This is a genomic window from Ensifer adhaerens (genome assembly GCF_002007205.1).
GTDB classification, from domain to species: Bacteria; Pseudomonadota; Alphaproteobacteria; order Rhizobiales; family Rhizobiaceae; genus Ensifer; species Ensifer adhaerens_D.
Genome location: NZ_LAZS01000012.1, coordinates 458958 through 484514 on the forward strand (window position 1 = coordinate 458958; position 25557 = coordinate 484514).

The 25557-nt window shown below is 62.2% G+C and carries 23 protein-coding genes; 4 read left to right on the forward strand and 19 right to left on the reverse strand.

Features of this window, described 5'->3' with window-relative positions; genetic code table 11:
* Positions 1 to 85: 85 nt before the first annotated feature.
* On the forward strand, positions 86 to 208 hold the full coding sequence (locus XB14_RS33800; RefSeq protein WP_268802316.1) for a hypothetical protein: 123 nt from the start codon (positions 86 to 88) through the stop codon (positions 206 to 208).
* 402 nt (positions 209 to 610) lie between these two features.
* Here XB14_RS33800 and XB14_RS26910 read toward each other — a convergent pair whose 3' ends face one another.
* The 6 genes from XB14_RS26910 to XB14_RS26935 all read right to left on the reverse strand — a co-directional run bounded on the left by XB14_RS26910 (position 611) and on the right by XB14_RS26935 (position 6987).
* On the reverse strand, positions 611 to 1678 hold the full coding sequence (locus XB14_RS26910; RefSeq protein ID WP_077966270.1) for an ABC transporter ATP-binding protein: 1068 nt from the start codon (positions 1676 to 1678) through the stop codon (positions 611 to 613).
* A 29-nt stretch (positions 1679 to 1707) separates the two neighbouring features.
* Positions 1708 to 2562, reverse strand: a complete 855-nt coding sequence (locus XB14_RS26915; RefSeq protein ID WP_077966272.1) for a carbohydrate ABC transporter permease — start codon at positions 2560 to 2562, stop codon at positions 1708 to 1710.
* Positions 2552 to 3478, reverse strand: a complete 927-nt coding sequence (locus tag XB14_RS26920) for a carbohydrate ABC transporter permease (RefSeq protein ID WP_077967766.1) — start codon at positions 3476 to 3478, stop codon at positions 2552 to 2554. The genes XB14_RS26915 and XB14_RS26920 overlap by 11 nt, the downstream gene beginning before the upstream one ends.
* A 77-nt stretch (positions 3479 to 3555) precedes the next feature.
* Complete coding sequence (locus tag XB14_RS26925) at positions 3556 to 4770, reverse strand: ABC transporter substrate-binding protein (protein ID WP_077966274.1); 1215 nt, start codon at positions 4768 to 4770, stop codon at positions 3556 to 3558.
* A gap of 78 nt (positions 4771 to 4848) precedes the next feature.
* A complete protein-coding gene (locus XB14_RS26930; protein ID WP_077966276.1) occupies positions 4849 to 5634 on the reverse strand; it encodes a DUF4037 domain-containing protein in 786 nt (261 codons plus the stop codon).
* Between the two features lie 33 nt (positions 5635 to 5667).
* Positions 5668 to 6987 (reverse strand): alpha-L-fucosidase, encoded by a 1320-nt coding sequence (locus XB14_RS26935; protein ID WP_077966292.1) that lies wholly within the window; start codon positions 6985 to 6987, stop codon positions 5668 to 5670.
* A 202-nt stretch (positions 6988 to 7189) separates the two neighbouring features.
* Here XB14_RS26935 and XB14_RS26940 point away from each other — a divergent pair, with 202 nt between their 5' ends.
* Entirely contained in the window at positions 7190 to 8197 is a 1008-nt protein-coding gene (locus XB14_RS26940) for a LacI family DNA-binding transcriptional regulator (RefSeq protein ID WP_077966294.1), read from the forward strand.
* A 294-nt stretch (positions 8198 to 8491) separates the two neighbouring features.
* Here the strand turns inward: XB14_RS26940 and XB14_RS26945 are convergent, their stop codons facing one another.
* Positions 8492 to 9721, reverse strand: coding sequence for a Zn-dependent hydrolase (locus XB14_RS26945; protein WP_077966296.1), 1230 nt, complete (start codon positions 9719 to 9721; stop codon positions 8492 to 8494).
* Positions 9722 to 9862: 141 nt separating this feature from the next.
* Between XB14_RS26945 and XB14_RS26950 the strand changes: the two genes are divergently transcribed.
* Positions 9863 to 11365: an aldehyde dehydrogenase family protein gene (locus XB14_RS26950; protein WP_077966298.1), complete on the forward strand. Its 1503-nt coding sequence runs from the start codon at positions 9863 to 9865 to the stop codon at positions 11363 to 11365.
* Between the two features lie 127 nt (positions 11366 to 11492).
* Entirely contained in the window at positions 11493 to 13199 is a 1707-nt protein-coding gene (locus XB14_RS26955; protein WP_077966300.1) for an amidohydrolase, read from the forward strand.
* Positions 13200 to 13202: 3 nt separating this feature from the next.
* Here the strand turns inward: XB14_RS26955 and XB14_RS26960 are convergent, their stop codons facing one another.
* The 12 genes from XB14_RS26960 to XB14_RS27015 all read right to left on the reverse strand — a co-directional run bounded on the left by XB14_RS26960 (position 13203) and on the right by XB14_RS27015 (position 25548).
* Entirely contained in the window at positions 13203 to 13976 is a 774-nt protein-coding gene (locus XB14_RS26960; RefSeq protein WP_077966302.1) for a helix-turn-helix transcriptional regulator, read from the reverse strand.
* Between the two features lie 32 nt (positions 13977 to 14008).
* Positions 14009 to 15034 carry an agmatine deiminase family protein gene (locus XB14_RS26965; protein ID WP_077966303.1) on the reverse strand — a complete coding sequence of 342 codons (1026 nt, stop codon included), beginning with the start codon at positions 15032 to 15034 and terminating at the stop codon, positions 14009 to 14011.
* 97 nt (positions 15035 to 15131) lie between these two features.
* Positions 15132 to 16007 carry an N-carbamoylputrescine amidase gene (aguB, locus tag XB14_RS26970; RefSeq protein WP_077966304.1) on the reverse strand — a complete coding sequence of 292 codons (876 nt, stop codon included), beginning with the start codon at positions 16005 to 16007 and terminating at the stop codon, positions 15132 to 15134.
* Positions 16008 to 16019: 12 nt separating this feature from the next.
* Positions 16020 to 17420: an aminotransferase gene (locus XB14_RS26975; protein ID WP_077966305.1), complete on the reverse strand. Its 1401-nt coding sequence runs from the start codon at positions 17418 to 17420 to the stop codon at positions 16020 to 16022.
* Positions 17421 to 17460: 40 nt separating this feature from the next.
* The gene (locus tag XB14_RS26980) at positions 17461 to 18486 is read right to left on the reverse strand and encodes an extracellular solute-binding protein (RefSeq protein WP_077966306.1); all 1026 of its coding nucleotides are present in this window, start codon (positions 18484 to 18486) and stop codon (positions 17461 to 17463) included.
* A gap of 47 nt (positions 18487 to 18533) precedes the next feature.
* Positions 18534 to 19334, reverse strand: coding sequence for an ABC transporter permease (locus XB14_RS26985; RefSeq protein ID WP_077966307.1), 801 nt, complete (start codon positions 19332 to 19334; stop codon positions 18534 to 18536).
* 13 nt (positions 19335 to 19347) lie between these two features.
* Entirely contained in the window at positions 19348 to 20262 is a 915-nt protein-coding gene (locus XB14_RS26990) for an ABC transporter permease (protein WP_077966308.1), read from the reverse strand.
* Entirely contained in the window at positions 20259 to 21437 is a 1179-nt protein-coding gene (locus tag XB14_RS26995; RefSeq protein WP_077966309.1) for an ABC transporter ATP-binding protein, read from the reverse strand. Before XB14_RS26995 ends, XB14_RS26990 begins: the two co-directional genes overlap by 4 nt.
* A 255-nt stretch (positions 21438 to 21692) precedes the next feature.
* On the reverse strand, positions 21693 to 22457 hold the full coding sequence (locus XB14_RS27000; protein ID WP_077966310.1) for an ABC transporter permease: 765 nt from the start codon (positions 22455 to 22457) through the stop codon (positions 21693 to 21695).
* Between the two features lie 6 nt (positions 22458 to 22463).
* Complete coding sequence (locus XB14_RS27005; RefSeq protein ID WP_077966311.1) at positions 22464 to 23315, reverse strand: ABC transporter permease; 852 nt, start codon at positions 23313 to 23315, stop codon at positions 22464 to 22466.
* Positions 23312 to 24421, reverse strand: coding sequence for an ABC transporter substrate-binding protein (locus XB14_RS27010; protein WP_210190050.1), 1110 nt, complete (start codon positions 24419 to 24421; stop codon positions 23312 to 23314). The genes XB14_RS27005 and XB14_RS27010 overlap by 4 nt, the downstream gene beginning before the upstream one ends.
* A gap of 47 nt (positions 24422 to 24468) precedes the next feature.
* On the reverse strand, positions 24469 to 25548 hold the full coding sequence (locus tag XB14_RS27015) for an ABC transporter ATP-binding protein (RefSeq protein WP_077966313.1): 1080 nt from the start codon (positions 25546 to 25548) through the stop codon (positions 24469 to 24471).
* Positions 25549 to 25557: the final 9 nt, after the last annotated feature.

Genomic DNA, 25557 nt, shown 5'->3' on the forward strand with positions numbered 1-25557 from the left:
ATCCCGGCCGGTTTGTCCACCATATCCGGGCCTGCCCAGCTTATCCTTTAGCCCGGCGCGACAGCCACCCCTCGGGAAGAACGAAATGAACGACAACGAACACGGGTCGACAAGCGCTTTCGCCGCGCACCGCCTGCGCGATCGATTTGCGGCGGATGGACTTGCCTATCTCCTCGCCTTGATGCCCGTGGCTCTCCTGCTCCACTAGAACCGAAGTATCGAGCGGCGCTTCATTGCGTTCGAATGCGGCACGCTTTGTCAGAGGTCGAGAACGAGGCGAACCAGCAATCCACGTTTGTGAAGACCACATGGATCTTGCTCGTCAATGCTCAACGAGAACGGCCGATAGCGTGATCCGGGCCTCTTTTTCCGCCAATGACCTCGCATCAGGTGCCGGTGTCGGCAGATGCTGCCTGGCAGCGGAGTCTGCAAACATGGTCACCTGGCTTCGGCAGGGGTGACGGCTCGCAAAATGCGGGCGGGATCAAACGGCAACGTTGCCGCCGCGCTCGAAAGCACTTCTAATTGCACGCTCGACCGCCGCAATCTCCGAGCCTGTGGTCGAGCTCCAGATCGTGATGACTGATGGCGGCGAAGTGTTCGACTTTCGCTAATTCAAGCGGTTGCCGCTCGTCGGATCGAACAAATGCGCCTTTTGCGCATCGTACCTGAGCAGAATTGGCTGACCCGGAGAGACCGCGACCCGGTCTCTCACCGCGGCGACGATCGATTGCTGACCAGCCTGCAATTGCAGGTGCGTATCGGAGCCAGTCGGCTCAATGATGATGACTTGGGATTGAACCCCTTCCTCGCCGATGACGATGTGTTCCGGACGGACACCCAGCCTTATGGATCGTCCGACATATGACCGAGCCTTTTCGGGCAGCGGCCAACGCGGACCGCGGGCCACATCGAGTTCCAGAGCTCCGCGGTCGTCGACAACAATTCCGTCGATGAAGTTCATGGAGGGCGACCCGATGAAGCCGGCGACGAAGCTGTTGGCGGGCGCATCATAGACTTCGAGCGGCGAACCGATTTGTTCGATATGGCCGCCGCGCATGACGACGATGCGGTCGGCCATGGTCATGGCCTCCATCTGGTCATGGGTGACATAGACCATGGTGGTCCCGAGGCGCTGGTGCAGCGTCTTGATTTCCGTGCGCATCTGCATGCGCAGTTTTGCATCGAGATTGGAAAGCGGCTCGTCGAAGAGGAAAACTGCCGGGTTGCGGACGATAGCGCGTCCCATCGCCACGCGCTGGCGCTGGCCGCCGGACAATTGCCGGGGATAACGATCGAGGAGGGCGGCGAGATCGAGGATGGCGGCGGCATCGTTCACTTTTCGCTCTATCTCCTGCTTGCTTCGGCGGGCAAGCTTCAACGAAAAGGCCATGTTGTCGCGCACGGTCATGTGCGGATAGAGCGCATAGGACTGAAACACCATGGCGATGTCGCGCTCATTGGGCTCGAGATCGTTGACGATCCGCTCGCCGATTTCGATCTCGCCGTCGCTGATGCTTTCCAGCCCGGCGATCATGCGCAGCAAGGTGGATTTGCCGCAGCCTGAAGGTCCCACAAGCACCACGAACTCGCCGTCCTGCGCGGCGACGGAAATGCCATGCAGCACTTCGAGCGCACCATAGCGTTTGACGGCGTTGCGAATGGTCAGTTTCGCCATGGATCTCTCCCGAAATGTCGGCCGGCGCTTCAGCGCCCGCCCATGCCCGCATTGAGGGCGATGCTGTTGTAGATGAGCTTCTGCAGGATGATTGCGAGGAAGATGCCTGGAAGCATGGAAAGGGTGGCGCCCGCCATCAGATAGTTCCACTGCGTGCCCTGTTGCGTCTGGAACAGGGTGAGGCCGACGGGCAGGGTGGCGTTGTCGGCTCCGGTCATGACGATCAGCGGCCAGAGAAAATTGTTCCACTGCCCGATAAAGGTGAAGAGCGACAGCAACCCGATCGCCGGCATCGACAGGGGTACGATAATGCTGACGAGAATGCGCAGGCGGGAAGCGCCGTCGATCCTTGCCGCTTCCTCGAGTTCTATGGGAATGGAGAGAAAGAACTGCCGCATCAGGAAGGCGCCGAAAGTGCCGAAGGAGATCGGCAGGATCACGCCGGGGAAGGTGTTGACGAGGTTCAGCTTGTTGACGATCAGAAACAGCGGAATGATGAGCATCAGCGGCGGCACCATCAGCGTTCCGATGTAGCCGAGCAACAGCGTTTCGCGCCCCCGGAATTTCAGGCGCGCGAAGGCATAGCCGGAGAGGCAGGAGACGACGACGGTGATCACTGTCACGCAGACGGCGATGATGGCGCTGTTGAGGAAGAAGCGACCGAAGGGCAGTTGGGTCCAGGCGGCGGCAAGATTACCCCATTCGAAGACGTTGGGCAGGATGCGCGCAGGTATTGCCGTCACTTCGGCATTCGAACGCACCGCGTTCGAAACCATCCAGAAGAAGGGAAACAGGAAGGCGATCGCGACGAGCCCAAGGGCTGCGTGATTGATGATGTCGAGCACCAGCTTCCGGCGTGCTCTGCTTTCGAATCTAGGCGTCATAGTGCACCCATTTGCGCTGGAACCAGAATTGCAGGGCCGTCAGTGCCATGATCAGCGCGAACATCACCCAGGCGATGGCAGAGGCGTAGCCCATCTGGAAGTTTTGAAAGCCGCGTTGGTAGATGGCGTAGCCGAGCGTCGCGGTCGACGATCCCGGCCCGCCCTTCGTCATGACGTAGATCTGGTCGAAAACCTGCAGCGACGTGATCGCCGTCATGACCGTGCCGAAGAACAGTGTCGGCGAGATCAGCGGCAAGCGGATTTTCCAGAAGCGGTCCCAGGCTGTTGCGCCATCGATCCGCGCCGCTTCCAGGTAGGTGGACGGCACCATGTCGAGAGCGGCGTTGAAGAGAACCGTGTTGTAGCCGACGCCGGCCCAGATCGAGGTAAGCACGACGGCCTGCATGGCGAGCGTGCGATCGTTGAGCACGCCAGCCAATGGCACCGACAGCGAGGCCATCAGGCTGTCGAAAAGCCCGCCGCTCGTAAAGATCAGCATCCAGACCATGGCAACCGCGATCAGCGGGGTAAACGTCGGAAGGAAAAAGATCACCCGGAACCAGCGCTGCCCGAACTTGAGGCTCGAAATCCAGGTTGCCAGCCCGAGCGAGATGATGATGTTCAACACGAGATATTCGACCGTGAAGAAGAGCGTGTTGCGCAAGACCGTCCAGAATTGCGGGTCGGTCGTGAACAGCCGCACATAGTTGGAAATGCCGACGAAACGCGGCGAGCCGAGCAGCTGCCAGTTGGTGAAGCTGAGCACGATCGAAGCCAGGATCGGCAGCACAAGGAACAGGACGATGCCGATCAGGCCCGGCAGCAGGAAGAACAGGGCCGTCCATCCCTCGCCTCTGAACCATTTGTGCGAGCGTGGCCTTGGTCTTGCGATCAGGTCGGTGTGTTTGCCCAGCATCATGGGGCCTCTCCTTTCCTGCGATGGCGCTGCGGTCGGGCGGACGAGCCCGGCCGCAGGCCGACGAGGTGCCCGGGTTACGGTAGCTGGCTCTGAATATCGCTCAACACGACGTCTGGTTTCGTGTCTCCGGTCAGTGCGAGCGGCACATATTGCATCACCAGATTCTCGAACTGGTTCCATTTGTCATTGATGCGGAACGGCGTGGTGTGGGCGAACATGTATTCCAGCGTATCGCGGGTGCCGGCTACATTCTTGGCAGCGCCGTCATACCAGGCTGTTTGCTGCGCAAGCCGCGCCGGCAGCGCGCGCCCGGCGGAGCCGAGGATTTCGGCGGCTTTCGGACCGGTCAGCACTTGCAGCGCCTTGAAGGCGGCATCCTTGTGCTGGCTCGTGGCAGAAATGCCCCAACCAGAACCGGCGGTGATGAAGCGCGACGGACCGCTGCCGCGCGGCAACGGTGCAATGCCGATCTTGAAATTGACGTTGGCCTGCCCGGTAATCAGCGACCACGGACCGTCGATATACATGGCGACATTGCCCGAAGCGAAGCGGCCGCTTGCGGCTGACGCATCGGCTGCGGAGGCAAAGACGGGCGAGAGTTTATCCTGGGCGGTGAGGTCGGCATACTTGCTGAAAGCGCCGACAAAGCCGGCATTGGTGAGGTCGAATTCACTGTCGTCGTTGAAATAGTCCGCGCCGAGCGCGACGGGGCCAGCGATGAAATCGAAGGCCTGGGTGCCGTAACCATAGGTTCCGTCCTTCGTCAGTGCCTTGGCGTTGGCCTTGAAATCGTCGAACGTCCAGTCCTTGGCGGGCTCCTTCAGACCGGCCGCGGCGAACTTGTCGCGATTGTAGAAGACCATCCACGGACCGACATCATAAGGCAGCGCATAGAGGCTGCCGTCTTGTGAAAGGCCGGACATGATCGATGTCTCGAAGTCCGCCACCTTCACGTCACCGCCTTTCACATAATCGTCGAGCGGCGCGAGGATCGAATAGAAGTTCGGCAGTCGCATCGACTGCATCGAGATGATGTCGGCGATCTCTCCCGATGCCGCCAGAACCGGCAGTCGCGTCCAGTAGTCCGCCCATCCCGAAAGCTGCAGCTTGACCCTGATGTCGGGATATTGCTCGGTGACGAGATCAGCCAGTTGCTGCCAGAGCTCCGCATCGTTCGGCTGGCCCCACATCTGCCAGGTCAGGGTGACAGGAGCATCCTGCGCCCTGGCGTCGATGCCGGCGAGTGCGCTTGCCGCAAGCGCGGCGGCAAAGATCAATGAACGCTTCATGATTGTTCCTCCTCCTCGATGACTTTCGATGCAGTTCACTATCCGGACGCTCCCCTCCGGCTTGGTCTGGCGGTACGTTCAAGCCGCAATCAAGGTCTCCAGGTCGGCGATCAGGCCGATCAGTTCGGTTCGCTGGCGCTGCCATGTGTCCGGGCCCTGTCCCGGTTCTAAAAGGGCGGTCATCCGCTGGACGAAATCAGGCGGCAGTTGCTCGAGTTCGGCCACCATGGGCAGGTTCCAGCCGTCGCCCGGGAAATAGACCCGGTTGAACGCGAAGACGGTCTGCAGGATGGCGTTTGCCAGCTTGCCCGTCAGCCCGACGAGGAAGACGAGATCGCGGCGAACGACCTTGCTCTCGTAGTGATAATCCTTGGCCCAATAGCGCAGTACTTCCATGTATTGGCTGAGGACGGAGGCCCTCAGTGCTTCCGGATAATCCGCCAGCTGCCGCTTCCAGCTGAGAAGCAGACCCTGCGGATCGGCGATGATCTGCTGGCTGGCAAGGTCGGTCGGCAGATGATAGCCCCAGATCGTCCATTCGAAGCTTTTGGGCACGATGATGCCGGCGAGCCAGGATTCCAGGTCACGCTGCACGCCGGAGTACCGCCGCATCCAGATGCCATCCATGCGAATGCCCTCGGCTTGCCAGCCCCGCAGCGCAGCATCGAAACGCCGCCACGCTGCGGTTTTCCGCACCTCCGGCCCGCGATAGGCATCGGCATAGACGCGGAAGTCGAAATCCGATTGCGCATCGGATCTGCCCTTGCCGCGCGATCCGGCAAGCGCGACAGCACCATTGCCGTCTTCGGCCAGATCGGCGATCAAGGGTGCCATCACGGCGATGAGTTCGGTTTCTCGGCTCATGGCGGCACCGGGCGGCTGGTCTTGGCTCCCTCCTTAATCCTTGAGGATCAGCTCGATGACCGGCGTCACGACATCCGGCTTCAGAACAGGCAGTTCCAGGGTCAGGATACCTTCACCGACGGCCACACCGATGTTGGAATCGACCTCGGCATCCGGGTCGAGCCAATGAAGTTCGCTGGCGTCGTGCAGGAACTGTGCATATTTGACCTTGCGTCCCAGTCCTTCGATGTGGATGTGGCGGAACGGCCAGGTCTGGATGTGCAGATAGAGCCGGTTTCCTTTCTGAGTGAAGCGGCAACCGCTCGGCGCCTTGTAAGCCGAAGGGCCGGCGCCATAGATCGCGCGGCCGTTCAACCGCATCCATTCGCCGTAGGTGTCGAGCGCCTTGATAGCGCGGGCGTCGAAGGTGCCGCGACCGGTCGGGCCGACATTCATCAAAAGGTTGCCACCGAGCGAGACTGTGTCGACCAGGATGTTGATGAGCTGGCCGGCGTCCTTCCAGCTCGTCTCGTCGCGATAATAGCCCCAGGAGCCGCTGAAGGTGTGGCAGGCTTCCCAGCGCACCGGCAATCCAGCAACCGTTGGAGCGACGCGGGGCGTGTATTGTTCCGGTGTGACGAGATCGGGCATGTGATCGGCATCGCGCGGCAGGTCGAGACGGTCGCCGACGATGATGTCGGGCTGCAACTGGCGCACCAGTTTGATGAGGTCGTCGCTCTCCCATTCGGCGCGGCCCTTGCCGGGCAGGCCTTTGTAGACGCGGCGGGGATAGCTGAAGTCGAACCAGATCACGTCGATCCTGCCGAAGTTCGTGAGAAGCTCGGTCACCTGGTCGCGCATGTATTTGGCATAACGCTTGACGTCGCGGCCCTCGTTGAGCCTGGCGGCATCGGGATGATTGCGCTGCGGATGATGTGCGTCGATCGGGAAATCCGGATGATGCCAGTCAAGCAGCGAATAATAGAAACCGACCTTCAGCCCCTCGGCGCGAAGCGCTTCGACATAAGGCCCGATCAGGTCCTTGCCGTAGGGCGTGTTGGTGACCTTGTAGTCGGTCACCTTGCTGTCCCAAAGGCAGAAGCCTTCGTGATGTTTGGCGGTGAGGACGACGTATTTCATCCCGGCTTCTCGGGCACGGCGCGCCCACTCGCGGGCGTCGTAGAGGTCGGGATCGAAGTTGTCGAAATACTTCTGATAGGCTTCGGTGGTGAATTCCTCCCGGTTCTTCAGCCACTCATGGCGCGCGCCGAGGGCGTAAAGCCCGAAGTGGATGAACATGCCGAAGCGGTCTTGTCCAAACCATGCCTTGCCGTCGGCCACATTCTGACCGCTACTGATCGCTGCGTCGCCCATACTATCCTCCCAGATATCGCGGCTCTATCGAACCGGTTCGATTTGATCATTGAATCTCGTGGCCGATATGTCAAGCACACTGTTGAAATCTCTTTCCGCATATTGCTTCGTGGCCGACAAATGCTAGGGTTGTGGCGGAAACTTATCAAAAAAGCACTTTCGATCGGAAGGTTGAAGGAAATAGAAGCGGTTCGAGAAAGTCATGGCCACGATACGCGACGTCGCCAAGCTTGCTGACGTGTCCGTCTCGACGGTATCGCTGGCCTTAAGCAATCCGGCGCGTGTCAGTCAGAAGACGCTGGAGAAGATCCGTAAGGCGATCGCTGCGGTCGGCTTCGTTGCCGATCCGCTTGCGCAGAGCCTCGCGCGCGGGCGCAGCCGCATGATCGGCTTCGTCGTTGGCAATGTCGGCAATCCGTTCTTCGGGGATATCCGGCGGGAGCTGGAAAACTACGCTCTCGACCACGAGCACTTCGTCGTCGTTACCGATTCTTCCGGAAAGACGGATCGCGAGAGGGCGATGGTCGAGCACTTGATCGGTCTGAAGACCGCCGGCCTGGCGCTTGCGCCATCAGGCTATGATCAGGACTATATCGAATTCATCGCCGGCCTGAACGTGCCGATCGTCTGCTTCGACCAGAAGGTAGCTGGAATCGAACGCGATTTCGTCGGCTCCGACAATTACCTTGCCGGCGCGATGTTGACGGAACATCTTCTGCAGCTCGGCCACAGGCGCATCGCCTTCATCACCGGCCCGAGCCATATGCATACGGCAACCGAGCGTTATCGCGGCTTTGCCGAAACCATGATCAACGCCGGCGTCGATGTAAATCCGAATTTCATCGTCGATGGGCAGTTCACGCGCACCGCCGGGTACGAGGCGGCGATGCGGCTGCTCATCCAGCACGAGCGCCCAACCGCGATCCTCGGCGCCAACAACACCGTGGCGCTCTCGGCACTGCAGGCCATGCAGGAACTGGGCTTCCGCTGTCCAGAGGACATCTCGCTCGCCATGATCGACAATGTGCAATGGAGTTCGGTCATCACGCCGCGCATTACCATGGTGGTTCAGGATACCTTGGCCCTCGGCAGCATCATAGCGCGCCGCCTGATGCACCGCATCCGCAGTCCTCAGGGCGCCGTCGAGCCGCCGGAGGACTTTGTGCTGGCCCCGAAATTCGTCCCTGGCAACTCATGCCGAAGGGTCTAGCCGAGTACAGCCATGAGCGTACAACGCTTTTTGCGGCCCTTCGACGGACCCTTCAACGTTGCAAGAGAAAGCGTCAGAGCGCACGCCGCTTCGCGAGCGGTTCGCCGTTCACTCGAAACTCGCGTACTGTATCGGCCGGTACCGGCCTATTGCGCAGGAGATGGCACGGCGGTGCCGCGGCGCGTTTTGCGGCCGCCAAACCCTCTCCGGAGGGCGTTCTGTCACGAATGCCATCCGGTTGAGTTGCAGAACCCGAAATACAACAACGTTTGCGATGCAAACCTTGCGCAAATACTAAGACCGGGCGCGCGTCAATGTCACGTCCAGAAGCACGTTCGTGCCGGCGGTCACATCAGCGGGCGTCGCGTATTCATTGGGATTGTGGCTGATGCCTCCTCGGCACGGGACGAAAATCATCGTGGTCGGCACGCGCCTTGCGAGATTGAAGGCATCGTGGCCGGCACCCGAGACGATGTCGCGACTGGTCAGGTCACGATCCCCGGCGCTTGCCCTCACGGCCTCGATCAACGCGTCGTCGAAGGCCACCACGGGCGAGTGCCAGCTCAGACGGCACTCGATGTCGATTCCCTCATGGCTTTTCAGGAGGGTGTTCAGCCCGCTCAGGAGCCGCCGGTGCATTCCCTCAAGAACTGTTTCATCCGGATGCCTGAGGTCGACCGTCAGCTCCACCCGGCCAGGAACGACGTTGATCGAATTCGGAGAGAGCTCGATGCAACCGATCGTGCAGCGCGCCAGGTCGTCTGTCCGGCCGATTTCCTGAACCAGGCCAATCACCCGCATGAGGACGGGCACGGGATCCTTGCGCATCGCCATCGGCACCGGCCCGGCATGGGTTTCCTCGCCGACCAGCGAGATCTCGTACCACCGGATGCCCTGGCCGCCGGTGACGACGCCGATGGTTTTGCCCTCCGCCTCGAGGATCGGACCCTGCTCGATATGCAGCTCCAAATAGCAATCAGCATCGGCTAGCTGGGGCAGCGCTTCACGACCGTAGCCGAGCCGGATGAGATCATCGTCGACCGTGACCCCCGCGCTGTCGCGAACAGATAGAACCGTTTCAAGTTCGAGCACGCCGCAGGCGACGCCTGAGCCCATCATCGCCGGTTGGAAACGGCACCCTTCCTCATTGGTCCAGACGCAGAGCTCGATCGGCCTGATGGTTTCCACCGACCTGTCATCCAGTGTCTCCAGAACTTCCAGTCCCGCGAGCACACCCAGCACACCGTCGAAGCGACCGCCGGTCGGCTGGGTATCGAGATGGCTGCCGATCAGAACCGCCGGTGCAGCGGGATCGCGGCCCTCGCGGCGAATGAAGAGGTTGCCGATCCGGTCCCTTCGGATCCGGTAGCCGCGCTGTGCGCACCAGCCAAGAAGCAGCGCACGGCCCGCCTCATCCGCATCCGACAGCGTCTGCCGGCACGAGCCACCTTCCGGCGTGGCGCCAACTTCCGCCATCGCCATCAGCCGTTTCCATAACCTCTCCCCATTGATCGCGTGCTGCATCTCCATCCTCCCTGCGCCTTCTCTTGCCCACTCAACCTTGTTGGCCATGCGCTGCAACGCCAGTCACCCTTGTGGGGGACTGTGATGGGGGCCGTCCTGCTCGCTAAGAAATCCGGATACAGATCAACGTGGAGGCAGGTCATGGACACGACGGCAGACAGACGATGGCACAGCATCGCAGAAGCGGTTCGACCCGAAACGCGCCTGCTGATCGACGGACAGTTCCGTGCAGCCGCAAATGGGCAAACGCTGGCGTCGGTCAATCCGGCAACCGGCGCCCTTGTCGCCAATATCGCCTGCGGTGATGCAGGCGATATCGACGCGGCTTGCGATGTCGCTGCGAAACGGTTCCGGCAGGGCGTCTGGTCGCGCATGCGCCTGCGGCAGCGTGTCGACATTCTCATCCGTTTCTCCGAACTGATCGCCGAGAGCAGCGACATTCTGGCGGTGCTCGACACGCTGGAGATGGGCAAGCCGATCGCGGAAATGTGCGCGATCGACGTGCCCGGTGCGGTTCTGACCATGCGCTTCATGGCCGAAAGCATCGACAAGATCGCAGGCTCCGCTCCGCTCACCAATCCGGATGCACTGCACTACATCCTGCGCCAGCCGCTCGGCGTCGTCGGCTGCATCACGCCGTGGAACTACCCGCTCATGATGGCCGTCTGGAAGATCGCGCCGGCGCTTGCTGCCGGCAACAGCGTCGTACTCAAGCCGGCTGAGGATACATCACTGAGCGCGCTGCTCCTGGGGCGTCTGTTTCTGGAGGCGGGCGGTCCCGATGGCGTCTTCAACGTCGTGCCCGGACGTGGCGCCGTCGCCGGCCAGGCGCTGGCGCGTTCGATGCACGTCGAAAAGATCGCCTTCACCGGCTCGACGGCGATCGGCCGGCAGATGTATCGCTACGCCGCGGATACGAACCTCAAGGCGGTTTCGGCCGAACTCGGCGGCAAGTCGCCGCAGATCGTGCTTGCCGATGTCGAGGATCTCTCGTCGGTCGCAGAGAAGATTGCCGACGGGCTGTTCGGCAATCAGGGCGAGGTCTGCTCGGCAGGATCGCGCATTCTGGTCGACCGGAGCGTTCACGACGACTTCTGCGACCTCGTCGCCGGCCATGCCGCACGCAAGTACCGGCCGGGCGATCCGCTCGATCCAGAGACGACGATGGGGCCGCTGGTCAACAAGATGCATCAGGGTCGCGTGCTCGACTACATCGAGGGCGCGCGGCAGGATGGGGCGACACCGGTGATCGGTGGCGGCGCGATCGACCGGAATGCGGGCGGGGCATGCTTTGTGGAACCGACGCTCTTTGCCGGCGTCGACAACCGCATGAAGATCGCCCAGGAGGAAGTCTTCGGCCCGGTGGGCGCGATCATTCCGCACGCCGGCGTTGAAGATGCCGTAAGGATCGCCAACGATAGCCCCTACGGTCTAGCCGCCGGCGTCTGGACCTGCAACCTCGGTAAGGCGCACCGCGTTGCCCGCGATCTCGAATGCGGCATGGTCTGGATCAACGGCTACATGAACGGCGACATGAGCCAGCCCTGGGGCGGCTGGAAGCTCTCCGGTCACGGCCGTGACAAATGTCTGCAGGCCTTGATCGACAACACCCAGTCTAAGTCGGTCTGGGTCACGCTCGATTGACGGCAAGCGACACTGACAGCCAACAGCATCGCTGTCAGCAACAAGCGCCCGCCATGTTAACGGGAGTAACCTGTATTGATGTCGCGGGCGTGGTAGTGAGAAAGTCCGACAGAAAAGGTACGACTCCATGTCCCGAAACACAAAACCGACGCTGCGATCGCTGACCGGCCTTCTGCTGGCCGCCTCGGCGCTTTGCAGCGCGAGTGCTGCGGCCGCCGAGACGCTTGTCATCACCGATGCCAAGGTGCGCACGATGAACCCGGCCGCTCCGCTCGCGGAGGCCGTCGCGATCGATGAGGATGGCGTGATCCTTGCCGTCGGCGACGAAGGAACGGTCCTGAAGAAGGCAGGCGCAGACGCGCATGTCGTCAAGCTCGGCGGCAAGCTGGTCCTGCCGGGCTTCCAGGATGCGCACGTGCATCTGATCGAAGCAGGCGTCAACGCAAGTCTCTGCGAATTCGAAGCCCTCGCCTCGCTCGAAGAGACAAAAGCCACGGTGCGCGATTGCGTGAAGGAGAGCGAAGGCGATTGGGTTGTCGGCTCGGGCGTCAGCATGACCAACCTGCTCGACGAAACCGACGATCCCGTTGGCGTGCTCGACAAGATTTCCAGCGATCGGCCGATCCTGATCCTCGACGACATTGGCCACGGCGCCTGGGCCAACAGCGTCGCGCTTGAGGCTGCCGGCTACGACAAGATTAAGGGCAACCCGCCCGGCGGCATCATCCTGCGCGATGAAAAGACCGGTGCGCCGAATGGCATCGTCCTTGAGAACGCCCAGCAGAAGCTGCGCAACCTCGCCTTTCCGGACACGCCCGAAAACGTCAAGTTCGCCTATGAAAACATGCTGCCGACGCTGAAGACGATGGCAGAAAACGGCATCACCACCGTCAGCGACGCCGGCGGATTCTGGCCTCAGGGGCACCTGAAGGCCTGGCAAATGGCCGAGAAGAACGACACGCTGACACTCCGGGCGGCCAACGCGCTCTATGTCTATCCCGACCTGCCGTTCGACGAGCAGGTGGAGACACTCTCGAACTTCTACAGCAACGATCCGAACCGGCTTTTGAAGTTCAACCAGGTGAAAATCTATGTCGACGGAATCCTCGAGCAGCGCACCGGCGCCCTGCTTGCGCCCTACAGACAAGGCCCGGGCATCGATCACGGGTTCGACAGCGGCTTCCTCTATTTCGACGAGGCGACGCTCGACCGCTATTCCAAGGTGCTCTCCGAAAAGGGCTTCAAGCTGCACTATCACGTGACCGGCGACCGCGGCGCGCGCCTCGCGCTCGACGCCATCGCGCAATCCGACCCGGAGCCAGGCCCGCATCGGCTCACGCATATCTACCTGCTCGACAAGGCCGATTATGGCCGCTTCAAGGACGAAGGCGTCGTTGCCGACTTCCAGTTGGCCCCGAGTTCGCTCAGCCGCGAGTACGATACCTTCATCCGCAAGTTCATCGGCGAACGCGCCGACACCATGATGCCGGCCGGCAGCATCGAGAAGACGGGCGCAACCATGGTCATGAGCAGCGACTTCGATGCGGACGAGCTGTCCCCGCTGATCAAGATTCAGACCGCACTCCAGCGCAAGAAGGACGGTGCGCCAGACGTGGAAACGGCGGTCAAATGGATGACGGTCAATCCAGCGAAGCTCCTGAACCAGGACGACAAGACGGGCACGATCGAGCCCGGCAAGTTCGCCGACCTCGTCGTCATTGACAAGGATATCTTCGAGATCCCCGTGAAGGAAATCGGCAAGGCCACTGTGGAGGCGACCTTGTTGCAGGGTGATCCGGTCTTTGATGCGGAAGGCCTGTTCTCCGGCAACTGATTGCTACGCGCTAGCGCCTCCGAGCAGGAGCGAGAACAACTCGCCCTGCGAGGAGATCTTGAGCTTGGAATAGATGCGCTTGCGGTGAACCTTCACCGTTTCGGGGCTGTTGCCGAGAATGCGCGCGATGCTCTTGGTCGAGTGCCCTTTGAGCATCAGCCGGATGATTTCCCCCTCGCGCGTGCTCACCTTCAACTGCGACAGGGTGGCAAACACCATGTCGGCCGCGGGCTCGCTTGCGGCCGATCCTGAGACCGGTTGCGGCCAGTGCTTGCGGCAAAGCTCGGAGACCACGGGCAACAGGCCGTCGAGATGGGCGCGGGCCTGCGGTCCGGGACGGCAGTCCGCCGTGCGCTGGCCGAGCGAAAGCGCGATCGCGGTGCCCGCAGCACTGGCGACAAGCATCACGATTTCGTCGTAGAGCCCGGTTTCGGCATAGAACATCCGGTAGTATTCGCTCTCGCGAAAATCGTCCGGCGCACAGTCGTCGAGGCTCACCACCCGGTCGCCGGGGTCAGCCAAATAGAGGCTGTAAAAGGGATCGAGCAGGTAGGCGAAGCTCAGATAAGGCCCGATCGTGCGCCTGGTCGCCTCTGGATCGAGGTCGCTATAAAGCTGCAGCGGCGGCTGGTCGGCGGAAAACACCGAGACGAACAGGCTGTCGAAGCCGTAGACGTCAAGGCAGAGCTGCCTTAGTGCATCCGGAAAGGCCGGGCTGCCAATTGCAGCCACGGCCTTGCCGATCAATGTCATCTGTTCGAACGGAAATCCCGTCATTCCCCGCCTTGTCGTCAAGAATCCTTCGACGATCAAAGCGGTTCCTGCTGGGTAATGCAATGGATGCCGCCGCCGCCGATGGCAATGGCGTCGATCCGGACCTCGCGCACGCGCCGATCGGGGAACAGCGAACGGAACATCTGCCGCACGACCGTGTCGGACTCGATGCCATAGCACGGCATGATCACGCCGCCATTGACGAGGTAGGAGTTGACGTAGGAACGGCAGAATTTCGGATGGTCCGACGGCGCGTCGACCGCTTCCGGAACGGTGACGATCCGGATCGGCCGCCCCTTGGCATCGGTCTGGCCCCGCATCGCCTCCAGGTTCAGGCGAATGTAGTGGTTCCACTCGTCATCCTCCTTGCTGCCCCCCTCGCTCGGGCTCTCCATCAGCACGACGCCGGGCGCAACGAAAACGGCGATGCCGTCCACATGGCCATCGGTCTCTTCCTCTATCGGATTGCCGGGCAGCCAGATCACCTTTTCGCCGCCCAGCATGTCGAGCAGCTCGCGCTCGATGTCGTCGCGGCTCCAGCCGGGATTGCGGTTGCTGTTCGGGAAGCAGGTCTCGGTGGTGATGATCGTGCCTTCGCCATCGACGCTGACGCCACCGCCCTCGGCAATCAGGTTAGACACGAAGCCTGCGACGCCCGCCTTCTCCAGCACCAGCCCGGAAAAGGCAGCATCGCCGTTGAACGGGTGATACTTGCCGCCCCAGGCGTTGAACCTGAAGCGCGCGCCGGCACGCCGGCCGTCAGCCGCTGTCAGGAAGCAGGGGCCGGCATCGCGCGCCCAGCTGTCGTCGATCTCGGCTTCGACGAGATCGATCGACGGGTCGAGGATGGCGCGCGCCTCCTCCATGTCCTCAGGGCGCACAGCCATCGTCACCGCCTCGAACTCGCGGATCGCGTGGGCGACAGCCGCGTAGTCGCGACGGGTCGCGGCGATATCGTCCCAGACCTCGTGGCGGCATGGCCACATCATCCAGGTGCGCCGATGCGGCGCCCATTCGGCCGGCATGCGAAACCCGGCTTCGCGGGGTGTCTGGTTCTTCATGGTACAATTCCTTCCTGCCTGGTCTCGACGCCCGCGATATAGCCGACGCGCCGGGATGCCGGCCTCACTGCAATGTTGCTCGTTCAAGAAAATCCGGTCAGACGATCGCCGTCTGGCCATCAAGGGTGCGGATTGCGACGTAGAGATCGGGCCTGCGGTCCCGGTAGATCCCCCAGCTGCGCCGGAAGACGCGGACCGCGTCGAGATCAAAGCGCGCCGTCAGATAGGTCTCGTCGGTCCGGTTCGCTTCGGCCACGATCGCACCCGTCTGGTCGGCAATGAAGGAGGTGCCATAAAACAGCGCCTCGTTGCCGCCGGCCACTTCACTTCCCACCCGGTTGGAGGCGATGACCGGCACCATGTTGGCGGCCGCATGGCCCTGCATCGTGCGACGCCAGTGGCCGGAACTGTCGATCTCGGCTTTCTGCTCGCTGCCGATCGCCGTCGGGAAGAACAGCAGGTCAGCCCCCTGCAAGGCAAGTGCCCGGGCGGTTTCGGGAAACCACTGGTCCCAGCAGATGCCGCAGCCGATCCGCGCATATTTCGTATCGACCGCCCGAATGCCGGTGTCGCCCGGGCTGAAATAGAACTTCTCCTCGTATCCCGGCGCCTGCGGGATGTGGGACTTGCGATAGTTCCAGAGGATCTCGCCGTCGGCATCGATGATCGCGAGCGAGTTGTACTGCGCCGGCCCGGCCTTCTCGTAGTAGGAAATTGGCAGCACGACGCCGAGCTCCTTCGCGACCGCCCGAAAATGCCTGACAGCACGATCCTCGCCAAGGCTCGCCGCCAGATCGAGGTGATCGATCGTCTGCTCCAGGCAGAAGTAGGGCGTCTGGAATAGCTCCTGCAACAGGATGATCTGAGCGCCATCCTCATGGGCAAGCCGCACCAGCTCCTCGGCCTTTTCGATGTTCTCGTCGATGTTCCAGCTGCAGGCCATCTGCGTCGCTGCGACCGTGACTTCGCTCATCTCAAATGCTCCTCAAGCGCGGGATGCCATGAAGGCGGCGATCGATTCCGAAAGGGCGGAAACGATCGTGTCGCATTCGGCCTCCGTGACGATCAAAGGTGGCGATACGATGAGCCGATTGCCGACCGGACGGACGATAACGCCGCGGGCGACGCAGCCCTGGAAGATCGTTTCGCTCGCCTTCTCGTGCGCTGGCAACGGCTGCTTCGTGACCTTGTCGGCGACGAGATCGATGCCGAGCATCAGGCCGGCCCCGCGCACGTCGCCGACGATATCGTGGGCGAGAAGGGCCTTCGCCCGGCTCTGCAGATGCGCCCCGGTGCGGGCCGCATGCGGCAGCAGCCGCTCCCGCTCCATGATCTCGATGTTGGTGAGCGCCGCGGCACAGGAGACGGGGTGGCCGAAATAGGTGAGCCCCATTGAGAACACGCCGCCTTCGCATTGCGGACGACTGATGACGTCATAGATCTCATCGGAGATCAGCGTCGCGCCGAGCGGGATGTAGCCCGACGTTATACCCTTGGCCGACACGAGGATATCGGGCTGCGTCTGGTAGATCGCGTCGGACGCGAACCACTCTCCGAGGCGGCCGAAGCCGGTCACCACCTCATCGGCGATGTAGAGGATGTCGCTGCGGCGGCAGACCGCCTGCATGCGCTTGTGATAGCCCTTCGGCGCCACCAGCACGCCGCCTGCGCCCATGATCGGCTCGGCGATGAAGGCGGCGACATTCTGAGGACCGAGTTGCTCGACGCGCATTTCGAACTCGCGCACCAGCAGGTCGCAATAGGCCTCCTCGGACATTCCATCCGGGCGTGCGTAACAATCGGCGGCCGAGACGTGGTGGATGAAGTCCTCGCCGACCTGGGCAAAGCCGTATTTGGTGCCGTGGATACCGGTCAGCGCCGCCGCCACATAGGTCGCGCCGTGGTAGGCGTTGTTGCGCGAGATGATCTTGCGCTTGCCCGGCTTGCCGCGCATGGCGAAGTAGTAGTGCACGATGCGGATGGCCGCATCGTTCGCGGTCGAGCCACCGCAGGTGTAATAGACATGGTTGAGGCTGCCGGGCGAAAGTTCCGCAAGCCGCGCGCCGAGTTCGGATGCAGGCACGTTCCCCGATGCACCGAAGGGATTGTAGTAGTCCATGTCCATGACCTGGGCGGCGATGGCGTCGGCCATCTCGCGGCGGCCGTGGCCGATATTGACGCACCAGAGCCCGGCGATGCCGTCGAGCAGGCGCCGTCCGGCGTTGTCGACGACATAGGCGCCCTCGGCCTTCTCGATGATCTGGCTGCCGGTCGCAGCGAAGGTCGAGAAATCGGTATAGGGGTGCAGGACGTGATCGCGGTCCTTCTCGAAGGCGGAACGGTTGTTCGGCCGGTCAGCGGGAACAACGGATTGAACGATGGTCATTTTCTTCTCCAGAATGGCATGAGGCATGGTTTCCGCGGGGTCAGCGCAGAAGCTTGGTCCAGACGCGGTCATAAAGTTTGGTGACGGCGGGCGTGCAGGCGGTCAGGAACTCCGGCGCCGGCGCGCTCTCGGGCGGGCTCAGCTCCGGGGCACCGGCCAGCGCCTTGTCGACAAAGGCTTCGGAGCCCTTGATGCCGTTGGCGTAGCGGGCGTAGTTGGTGATCATCGCCGCGTTTTCCGGATCCATGACGAAGTTGATCCAGAGCTTGGCGTTCTCGATGTCGGGGGCGCCCTTCGGCACCGCGACATTGTCCATCCAGCCGGTGTAGCCTTCATTCGGATAGATGTATTCGATCGATGGCCGCTCATCGCGAGCACGCATGGCGTAGCCGTTCCAGCTCATGGAAACGGCCGCTTCGCCCGAAACCAAGAGCTCCTTGGTCTCGGAGTTGTAGCTCTTGACGAATTGCTTCTGCGTCGACAGCAGGTCGAGCACCGCCTTCAGGTCCTCGGGGTTGTCGTTGCAGCGCGGCTTGCCGAGATAGCGCAGCGCCATGTTGATGACGTCGTTGACGTCGCGCAGCATGTTGATCTTGCCCTTCACCGCGTCATCCGGTTCGAACAGGATCTTCAGCGAGGTGTCATCGCCCTTGACGATATCGCGATCGACGGCAAGGCCGGTCGAACCCCAGGCCCAGGGTGCCGAATAGAGGCGACCCTTGTCCCAGAAAACATCCCGCCACATCTCGTCGACGTGCTGATAGTTGGGCATTGCCGCGACATTGATCGGCTCGAGCAGCTTCTCGCCGATCAGGATCGTCATCGTGTCATGGCCGGGCACGATGATGTCGTAGCCGCCGGCCCCCGATTTCAGCTTGGCAAGCATGGTCTCCATGGAATCGTAGGTGTCGATATGGACCTTGACCCCGTAGGTCTTCTCGAACTTCTCGACCATTTCCGGCGGCGTGTATTCGCCCCAGGTGTAGATGAAGAGGTCGCCCGCCGCGGAGGCAGGGGTGCTCACGGTCGAGGCAAGCAGGGCAGTCACAACGGCAGGCTTTTTCATCTGATGTTCCCTTTCTCTTTTTTGATTTTCGTGTGTTTTCGCCGGCGTCAGTGCTTGCGGCCTGCCTGTCCCAAGAGGCCCGAAATGAGGACCAGCACGGTCGAGGCGGCGAGCATCAGCGTCGAGATCGCATTGACCTCGGGCGTCATGCCGAGCCTGAGCATCCCGTAGATGTGCAGCGGCAGGGTCGTGGCGCCGGGGCCGGCGACGAGCGCGGTGATGATGAAATCGTCGAGCGAGATGATGAAGGCGAGCAGCCAGCCGGAGACGAGGCCGGGCACCAGGAGCGGCAAGGTGATGCGCAGGAAGCCCTTTGCCGGAGAGGCATAGAGGTCGGCGGCGGCCGACGGCAGCGTCGCGTCCATGCTCTCCAGCCGTGCCTTGATCGGCAGATAGGCAAAGGGGATGCAGAAGACGATATGGGCAATGAGGATGGTGGCAAAGCCGAGGCTGATGCCAACCGCGACGAAGAAGACCAGTGAGGCGACGGCAGTGACGATTTCCGGCACCATCAGTGGAAAGGTGAGCACGACGTAGGCGCCTTCGCCGCCGCCCTTCTTGCCGTTGACCGTCGCAATCGCGGCCCCCAGCGCAAAGACCGTGGCGACGGACGCCGCGATGACGGCGATCACCACCGAGTTCATGGCGGCCGTCTGGATGTTCTGGTTGGCAAAGACGGTCTGGTACCAGCGCAACGAAAACCCTGCCCAACGGGTGACTGAGCGGCCATCGTTGAAGGAATAGATCGCGAGCACGACGATCGGCGCATAAAGGAAGACGACGCAGCCGACGGAGAGAAGGCCGAAGCCTGGAAAGACGCGAAGGTCGCGCAAACGAGCGGTGGACATGGCGAATCTTTCTTTAGTTCGATCGCTGCTGCTGGGCCGCGCGCCGGGCAAGCCAGAGAAGGACGATCAAGGTGATGGTGAGCAGGATCATCGAGAGCGCAGCACCGAACGGCCAATTGCGTGCTGCCTGGAACTGCGTGCCAATGAGGTTGCCGATCATCAGCGTCTTGCCGCCGCCGAGAATGTCGGGTGCAAGGTAGGAGCCGACGGAGGGAATGAAGACGAGCAGGCTGCCCGCGATCAGCCCCGGACGCATGACCGGCAGCACGATGCGGAAGAAGGCCACCCTGCGGCTGGCATAGAGGTCGTAGGCCGCCTCCAGAAGCCGGAAATCGAAACGCTCGAAGGCCGAGTAGAGTGGCAGCACCATGAAGGGCAGGAAGGAATAGATCAGCCCGAGCGAAATGGCGAAGCCGTTATAGCTCAGCGCCAGGGGCTGGCCGATCACGCCGACGTCGAGGAGCGCGCTATTGATCGGGCCGTCGTCGCGCAGCACGAAGAGCAGCGCGATGGTGCGGATCAACAGGTTCACCCAGTATGGAATGGTGATCAGGAACAGCCAGATGTTCTTCACCCGGTCGGACCGGGTGGCGATGTAATAGGCGGTTGGCACACTGATCACGAGGCAGAGGAGTGTCGCGACCGTCGCCTGTATGAGCGAGCGGGCGACGATGATCAGATAGTCGGGCGTAAAGGTCAGGCTGTCGTCGAGGAAGTCACGCTCGAACAGGATCTGTTCGTAGGCCGCCGTGGAAAACGTCCACTCGACGCCGCCATAGGCGCCTGGAACGAGGAAGGAATAGGTGAGCATGATCGCGATCGGCGCCACCATGAACACCAGGATGACGCCAAGCGACGGCCACAGCAGGCCGGCATGCGCAAACCCCTGCGGGATGCGCGAGGACAGAGCGAGAGGCCGGGCGCTCATGACAGAAGCACCTTGATGGATCCGGGCTCGAAGCCGAGGCTGACGGCATCCCCCGGCGCGAAATCCTGCCGGCCGCGCAACCCGCCGCGCGGCGAGCGGGCGGTGAGCGCGTGTTTGCCGGCACGCAGGTGATATTCGACTGCATTGCCGAGATAGGTGCGATCGGTGACGGTTGCCTGCGGTCCTTCGCGATGAACGGCGCCGAGCACCAGCCGCTCCGGGCGGATCGAAAGCCAGACCTGCTGCCCGACTTCCACGCGCTGACCGATCGGCGCTTGGACCTGGCCGAACCCCTCGATATCGAAGGCCGCCTCGGAGCCGGCGCTGTCCGCGACCTTTGCCTCGATCAGGTTCGATTCACCGATGAAATCGGCAACGAAGCGGCTCTGGGGCTGCTCGTAGATATCCTCGGGCGTGCCCACCTGCTGCAGGTGGCCATTGCTGATGACGGCAACACGATCGCTCATCGCCAGCGCTTCTTCCTGGTCGTGGGTGACGAAGATGAAGGTGATCCCGGTTTCGCGCTGCAGCGACTTGAGCTCCAACCGCATCTTCTGTCTGAGCTTCAGGTCGAGCGCCGACAGCGGCTCGTCGAGCAGCAGAAGCTTGGGCTGCGGCGCCAGCGCACGGGCAAGTGCCACGCGCTGGCGCTGGCCACCCGACATCGTGTCCGGCCGGCGATCGGCGTATTCGCGCATGTGCACCAGATCAAGCATGCGCTCGACGGTGCGCTCGACCTCCGCTTTCGGCTTGCCGAGCATTTCAAGGCCGAAGGCAATGTTGCGGCGAACCGTCATGTGCGGGAACAGCGCATATTGCTGGAAGACGGTATTGACCGGCCGCGCTTCCGGCGGCAGGCGGCTGACGTCCTCGCCGAAGATCCGGCAGGTGCCCGACGTCAGCATTTCGAAACCGCCGAGGATGCGCAGCAAGGTGGTCTTGCCGCAGCCTGAGGGGCCGAGCAGCGTAAAGAACTCGTTGGCGCGGATGGACAGATTGACGTCCTTCAGCGCTTCGTGGGCCTGCGGCGAGCCGACATTGTAGATCTTGCGCAGGTTTCGAACCTCAGCGGCGACGCTGTTTGGATGCTGCAGAAGGGAACCTGGCTTGCTCGGCGACGCTGCCTTGCTGTCGGCGGGCGGTGTCGGATTGGGTTCTATGATGGCGCGCTGCATGGTTCTCCTCCACTTAAGCCGACGGGAGCGAACTGATACCGTTCGGCATGGAAGGACTATGCGTGGCGCTGGCAGGGGGCGTTAGTCCCCCAGAGGGGGTACCGCCGATGCCCGGTTTCCGACCGCTCTCGACGCGAAAAAGGCGGCCAGTGGGCCGCCTTCGAAGATGCGCGCCGACCGGTGCGAGCAGCCCGCATCGTCAGCATACAGGTCATTGGTTCTGCTATTCGATCGGCAGTCGTCTGCTTCCGGTCTTCATGTTTCGGACTTCCGCAAGAGGATGACTAGCGTCGTCGCCACGATCATGATCACCGAGATGGCGGCAACAGCCGGGTCAAGGTCCAGGCGCAGGTTGTCCCATATGCGCTTCGGCAGCGTGATGACGTTGACGCCGCTCACAAACAGGGTGACCGAGCTTTCCTCCCAGGACATGACGAGGCTGACGAACCAGGCCGCGAAGAGACCGAAGCGGATGTTCGGCAGGATGACCCGGAAGATCGATTGCAGCTGGCTCGCCCCGAGATTTCGGGCAGCGAGTTCCAGGTTCCGGTCCAGCCGGCTCAGCGCGCCGAGGATGGCGATGACCGAAAACGGCACGATCATCACCACATGGGAAAGCACCAGCCCCGGGATCGTGTCGAGTAAGCCGATCTGCGCCAGCAGAAAGTAGAGCGCGACGGCGGATGTGACCGGCGGAACGATGATCGGCAACAGGACGAGGCCGATCAGGAAGCGTCCGCTTGCCGGCCGGCGCAGCCAGATGCCGATGCTGAAGGCCGCGGCAAGCGCGGTTGCGATGACGCTCGAAAGAATAGCGACGAGGGTGCTCGTGCCGATGCTTGCCAGCCATGTGTCCGGATCGAAGATCGCCAGGTAATGCCGCAGCGAATACTCACCGTCGGGCATCGACAGGAAACGCTTGGGCGTAAAGGAAAACGGGATGACGGCGACGAGCGGCAGGAGCAGGAAGAGCCCGGCCAAACCTGCAAAGAATCCGCCAAGACGTGATCTGCCAAACATGAGCACCTACCGCGACATGAGTTGTTCGATGCGCATCACGCGCTGCGACAGCCAGAGGATCGCAAAGACGACGACGAGCAACACGACGCCGAGTGCTGCACCCAGCCCCCAGTTGGCCGTCTGGAACATCTGCACGAACACCGATTCCGCCGTCAGCACCACCCGCCCGCCGCCGAGGATCATCGGCGTGACGAAGAAGCCGAGCGAGAAGATGAAGGTCATCGCCAGCGCCGAAAAGACACCCGGCAACGACATCGGCAGATAGACCCGCCAGAACACGCCGAGCGGCCGGCAACCGAGGCCGAGCGCCGCGAGAAGCACGCGACTGTCGATCTTGCGCATGACGGAGGCCATCGGCAGGATCGCAAAGGGCACCATGAAGTGCACCATGCCGGTAATCACCGACCACACGTTTCGGCCGGTCGAAAGTCCATTCAGGCCGAAGGCCGCCGCAACGTCGCTGGCAAGCCCGTTGTTGCGCAGGATGACCACCCAACCAAAGGCGCGCACGAGCACCGAGATCCAGAACGGAATGAAGATGCAGATCTCGATCAACCGGCTGCGGCGCGCGCTGCCCATCACCCAGTAATAGGCCAAGAGATAGGCGATCGGGATGGTGATCGCCGTGCTCAGCAGACACACCCAAGCAGTCCTTACAAAGATCGCCTGGAAGTCCGCACCGGTGACGATGCGGACATAGTTTTCGAAGCCAGGCTCGGGCCGGGTGACGCTCCAGAGCGTCACGCCGGCAAAGGGCAGCACATAGGCAAGCAGCAGGATCACCGGCAATGCCCAGAGCATTAGGAGCGATCCGCTCGCGCCGAGAGGCCAGCGCAACTGGAAACGCCTCTCGATCATGACGCGGTCATCGCGAGATATTTTTCGAGCGCCTGGTCGCCACGGGCCGAATACCAGTCCATGTCCATCAGCACCTGCTGGGACATGTTTTCGGCCGAACTGCAATCCAGCCGCTTGAGGTCCGCAGGCACGAGATCGTGGGCAAGCGGATTGGTCGGCCCGCAGCCGAGCGTCCGCAGCAGATCGACCTGGCGCGCCGGATCCTGGCAATAGCGGATGAAGTCCATCGCCCGGGCAGATCCGGCCGGATTGCCCTTGATCACGGCCCAGCCCGAGGGCGCCAGAATACCCTCGGCATAGGTCCAGCTGACGGCGCCGCCGGTATCCTTTTCCACGAGGTTGGCACGGGTGTGCCACATCAGCGCCATCGAGGCTTCGCCGTCGCGCATCAGTTGCTGGCTCTCGGCACCGGAATCCCAGAAGCTGACGATGTGCGGCTTGATCTCGTTGAGCTTGCGGATCGCGCGTTCCTCGTCGAGCGGATAGAGCTTGTCGATCGGCACGCCATCGGCCAGAAGCGCTGCCTCCATGCAGCCCGACATCCATTTGTAAAGCGACCGCTTGCCCGGATATTTCTCGACATTCCAGAAATCCGCCCAGGACTTCGGCGGGTTGTCGCCGAACTGCTTGGCGTCATAGGCGATGACATAGCTCAGGAAATAATTGGCGACACTGTACTCGTAGGCAAAGCCCGCCTGAACCTTCTCGCGGTCGACCACCTTGTAGTCGATCGGCTCGATCATGCCGGCTTCGCCGAGCGACTTCGTCGCGCCCGGATCGGCGTCACAGACGTCCCAGGAGACTGCACCGCTTTCGAACTGCGCCTTCATCGCGCCCTTGGTCGGGCCGGAGCCGTCGATCTTGACGGCGATATCCTGCTGCTCGGCATAGCTGCCGGTCAGCGCCGCTTCGAAGGCGCCGACGGCGTCGCCGCCCCAGTTGGTGACGACAAGCTGGCCGTCGGCGGCGCGCGCCGATCGGCTGCCAATATGTGGCGCGACGCCGAGCAGCACGAGGCCCGTCAGAAACGTCCGTCGGTCGATGCGGCCGGCAAGATGGCCGTCTTTCAAGAGTTCAAGGCATTCCGCTTTCAGATCGTTATTCACAGCATTTCCCCTTTTTGTTGTTTGGTTCCCATGCATTCGAAGCGCCGTCAGCCGGAGAGCACTCGCCCGTCCAGGTGGCCCCAGTGCACCCAGAGCTGTTCGCCGCGCGCCGGGGGCAAGCCGAGCGCATCGCGGGCCGTCGTCAGCGTCAGGCTCGTGCCCTCCGGCGCGCTGCCTTTGACGATGGTCGTTCCGCCCTGGAAGATGACGCCATCGATGGTCATCGGCAAAAGGTTGTAGTCGGTATTCGGCCGGTCGCGGCAAAGGGCCAGTTTTTCCGGGCGGATGGCGAGCACGGCGGGTTTGCCCGCCAACTGTTCGGCGTCGGGTAGGATTGCCCGCACGCCGAACTCGCCAACGTGCCCATGAAGTTCCCCGCCGACCGCCCGTTGGCGCGTCATCGGTAGTGAGTTCATGGTGCCGAGAAATTCCGCGACGAAACGGGAGTTGGGCTCGTCGTAGAGCACGTTCGGCCGGTCGAGCTGGACGATCCGGCCGCGGTCGAAGATGGCGATCCGGTCGGACATGGCCATCGCTTCCATCTGGTCGTGGGTGACGAACAGAAAAGTCGTGCCCGTCTTGCGATGGATCGCCACCAGTTCGTCCTGCAGCTGTTCACGCAGATTCTTGTCCAGCGCCGACAGCGGTTCGTCGAGAAGCAAAAGCTCGGGCTCGAACACCAGCGCGCGCGCAAGTGCGACGCGCTGCTGCTGTCCGCCCGATAGCGCCGAGGGACGTTTGTGCTCGTGTCCCCTGAGACCGACGAGGTCGACCATGCGCGCCACCCGCTGCTCCACTTCCGCGCGCGCGACTTTCCGCACGCGCAGGGAAAAGGCGATATTTTCCGCCACGGTCAGGTGCGGGAACAGCGCATAGCCCTGGAACACCATGCCGAAATTGCGCCTGTCAGCCGGCGTCGCACTGATGTCCTCACCGTTCCTTAGGATCGCGCCGGACGACAATGGTTCGAAACCGGCGATCGCGTTCAGAAGCGTGGACTTGCCCGATCCGGACGGGCCGAGAAAGGTGAGGAACTCCCCCTTCTCGATATCGAGCGAGACGTTTCTCAGAGCCTCGAAGGTCCCGAAGGACTTGCAAGCTTTGCGAATGGAAATGTGGGCTGGCATGGCTGCCTC

Excerpts from the sequence above, each read along its gene's own strand:
- XB14_RS33800 (WP_268802316.1), top strand. The coding sequence starts at position 86 with ATGAACGACAACGAACACGGGTCGACAAGCGCTTTCGCCGCGCACCGC.
- XB14_RS26910 (WP_077966270.1), bottom strand. The coding sequence starts at position 1,678 with ATGGCGAAACTGACCATTCGCAACGCCGTCAAACGCTATGGTGCGCTC.
- XB14_RS26915 (WP_077966272.1), bottom strand. The coding sequence starts at position 2,562 with ATGACGCCTAGATTCGAAAGCAGAGCACGCCGGAAGCTGGTGCTCGAC.
- XB14_RS26920 (WP_077967766.1), bottom strand. The coding sequence starts at position 3,478 with ATGCTGGGCAAACACACCGACCTGATCGCAAGACCAAGGCCACGCTCG.
- XB14_RS26925 (WP_077966274.1), bottom strand. The coding sequence starts at position 4,770 with ATGAAGCGTTCATTGATCTTTGCCGCCGCGCTTGCGGCAAGCGCACTC.
- XB14_RS26930 (WP_077966276.1), bottom strand. The coding sequence starts at position 5,634 with ATGAGCCGAGAAACCGAACTCATCGCCGTGATGGCACCCTTGATCGCC.
- XB14_RS26935 (WP_077966292.1), bottom strand. The coding sequence starts at position 6,987 with ATGGGCGACGCAGCGATCAGTAGCGGTCAGAATGTGGCCGACGGCAAG.
- XB14_RS26940 (WP_077966294.1), top strand. The coding sequence starts at position 7,190 with ATGGCCACGATACGCGACGTCGCCAAGCTTGCTGACGTGTCCGTCTCG.
- XB14_RS26945 (WP_077966296.1), bottom strand. The coding sequence starts at position 9,721 with ATGCAGCACGCGATCAATGGGGAGAGGTTATGGAAACGGCTGATGGCG.
- XB14_RS26950 (WP_077966298.1), top strand. The coding sequence starts at position 9,863 with ATGGACACGACGGCAGACAGACGATGGCACAGCATCGCAGAAGCGGTT.
- XB14_RS26955 (WP_077966300.1), top strand. The coding sequence starts at position 11,493 with ATGTCCCGAAACACAAAACCGACGCTGCGATCGCTGACCGGCCTTCTG.
- XB14_RS26960 (WP_077966302.1), bottom strand. The coding sequence starts at position 13,976 with ATGACGGGATTTCCGTTCGAACAGATGACATTGATCGGCAAGGCCGTG.
- XB14_RS26965 (WP_077966303.1), bottom strand. The coding sequence starts at position 15,034 with ATGAAGAACCAGACACCCCGCGAAGCCGGGTTTCGCATGCCGGCCGAA.
- aguB (WP_077966304.1), bottom strand. The coding sequence starts at position 16,007 with ATGAGCGAAGTCACGGTCGCAGCGACGCAGATGGCCTGCAGCTGGAAC.
- XB14_RS26975 (WP_077966305.1), bottom strand. The coding sequence starts at position 17,420 with ATGACCATCGTTCAATCCGTTGTTCCCGCTGACCGGCCGAACAACCGT.
- XB14_RS26980 (WP_077966306.1), bottom strand. The coding sequence starts at position 18,486 with ATGAAAAAGCCTGCCGTTGTGACTGCCCTGCTTGCCTCGACCGTGAGC.
- XB14_RS26985 (WP_077966307.1), bottom strand. The coding sequence starts at position 19,334 with ATGTCCACCGCTCGTTTGCGCGACCTTCGCGTCTTTCCAGGCTTCGGC.
- XB14_RS26990 (WP_077966308.1), bottom strand. The coding sequence starts at position 20,262 with ATGAGCGCCCGGCCTCTCGCTCTGTCCTCGCGCATCCCGCAGGGGTTT.
- XB14_RS26995 (WP_077966309.1), bottom strand. The coding sequence starts at position 21,437 with ATGCAGCGCGCCATCATAGAACCCAATCCGACACCGCCCGCCGACAGC.
- XB14_RS27000 (WP_077966310.1), bottom strand. The coding sequence starts at position 22,457 with ATGTTTGGCAGATCACGTCTTGGCGGATTCTTTGCAGGTTTGGCCGGG.
- XB14_RS27005 (WP_077966311.1), bottom strand. The coding sequence starts at position 23,315 with ATGATCGAGAGGCGTTTCCAGTTGCGCTGGCCTCTCGGCGCGAGCGGA.
- XB14_RS27015 (WP_077966313.1), bottom strand. The coding sequence starts at position 25,548 with ATGCCAGCCCACATTTCCATTCGCAAAGCTTGCAAGTCCTTCGGGACC.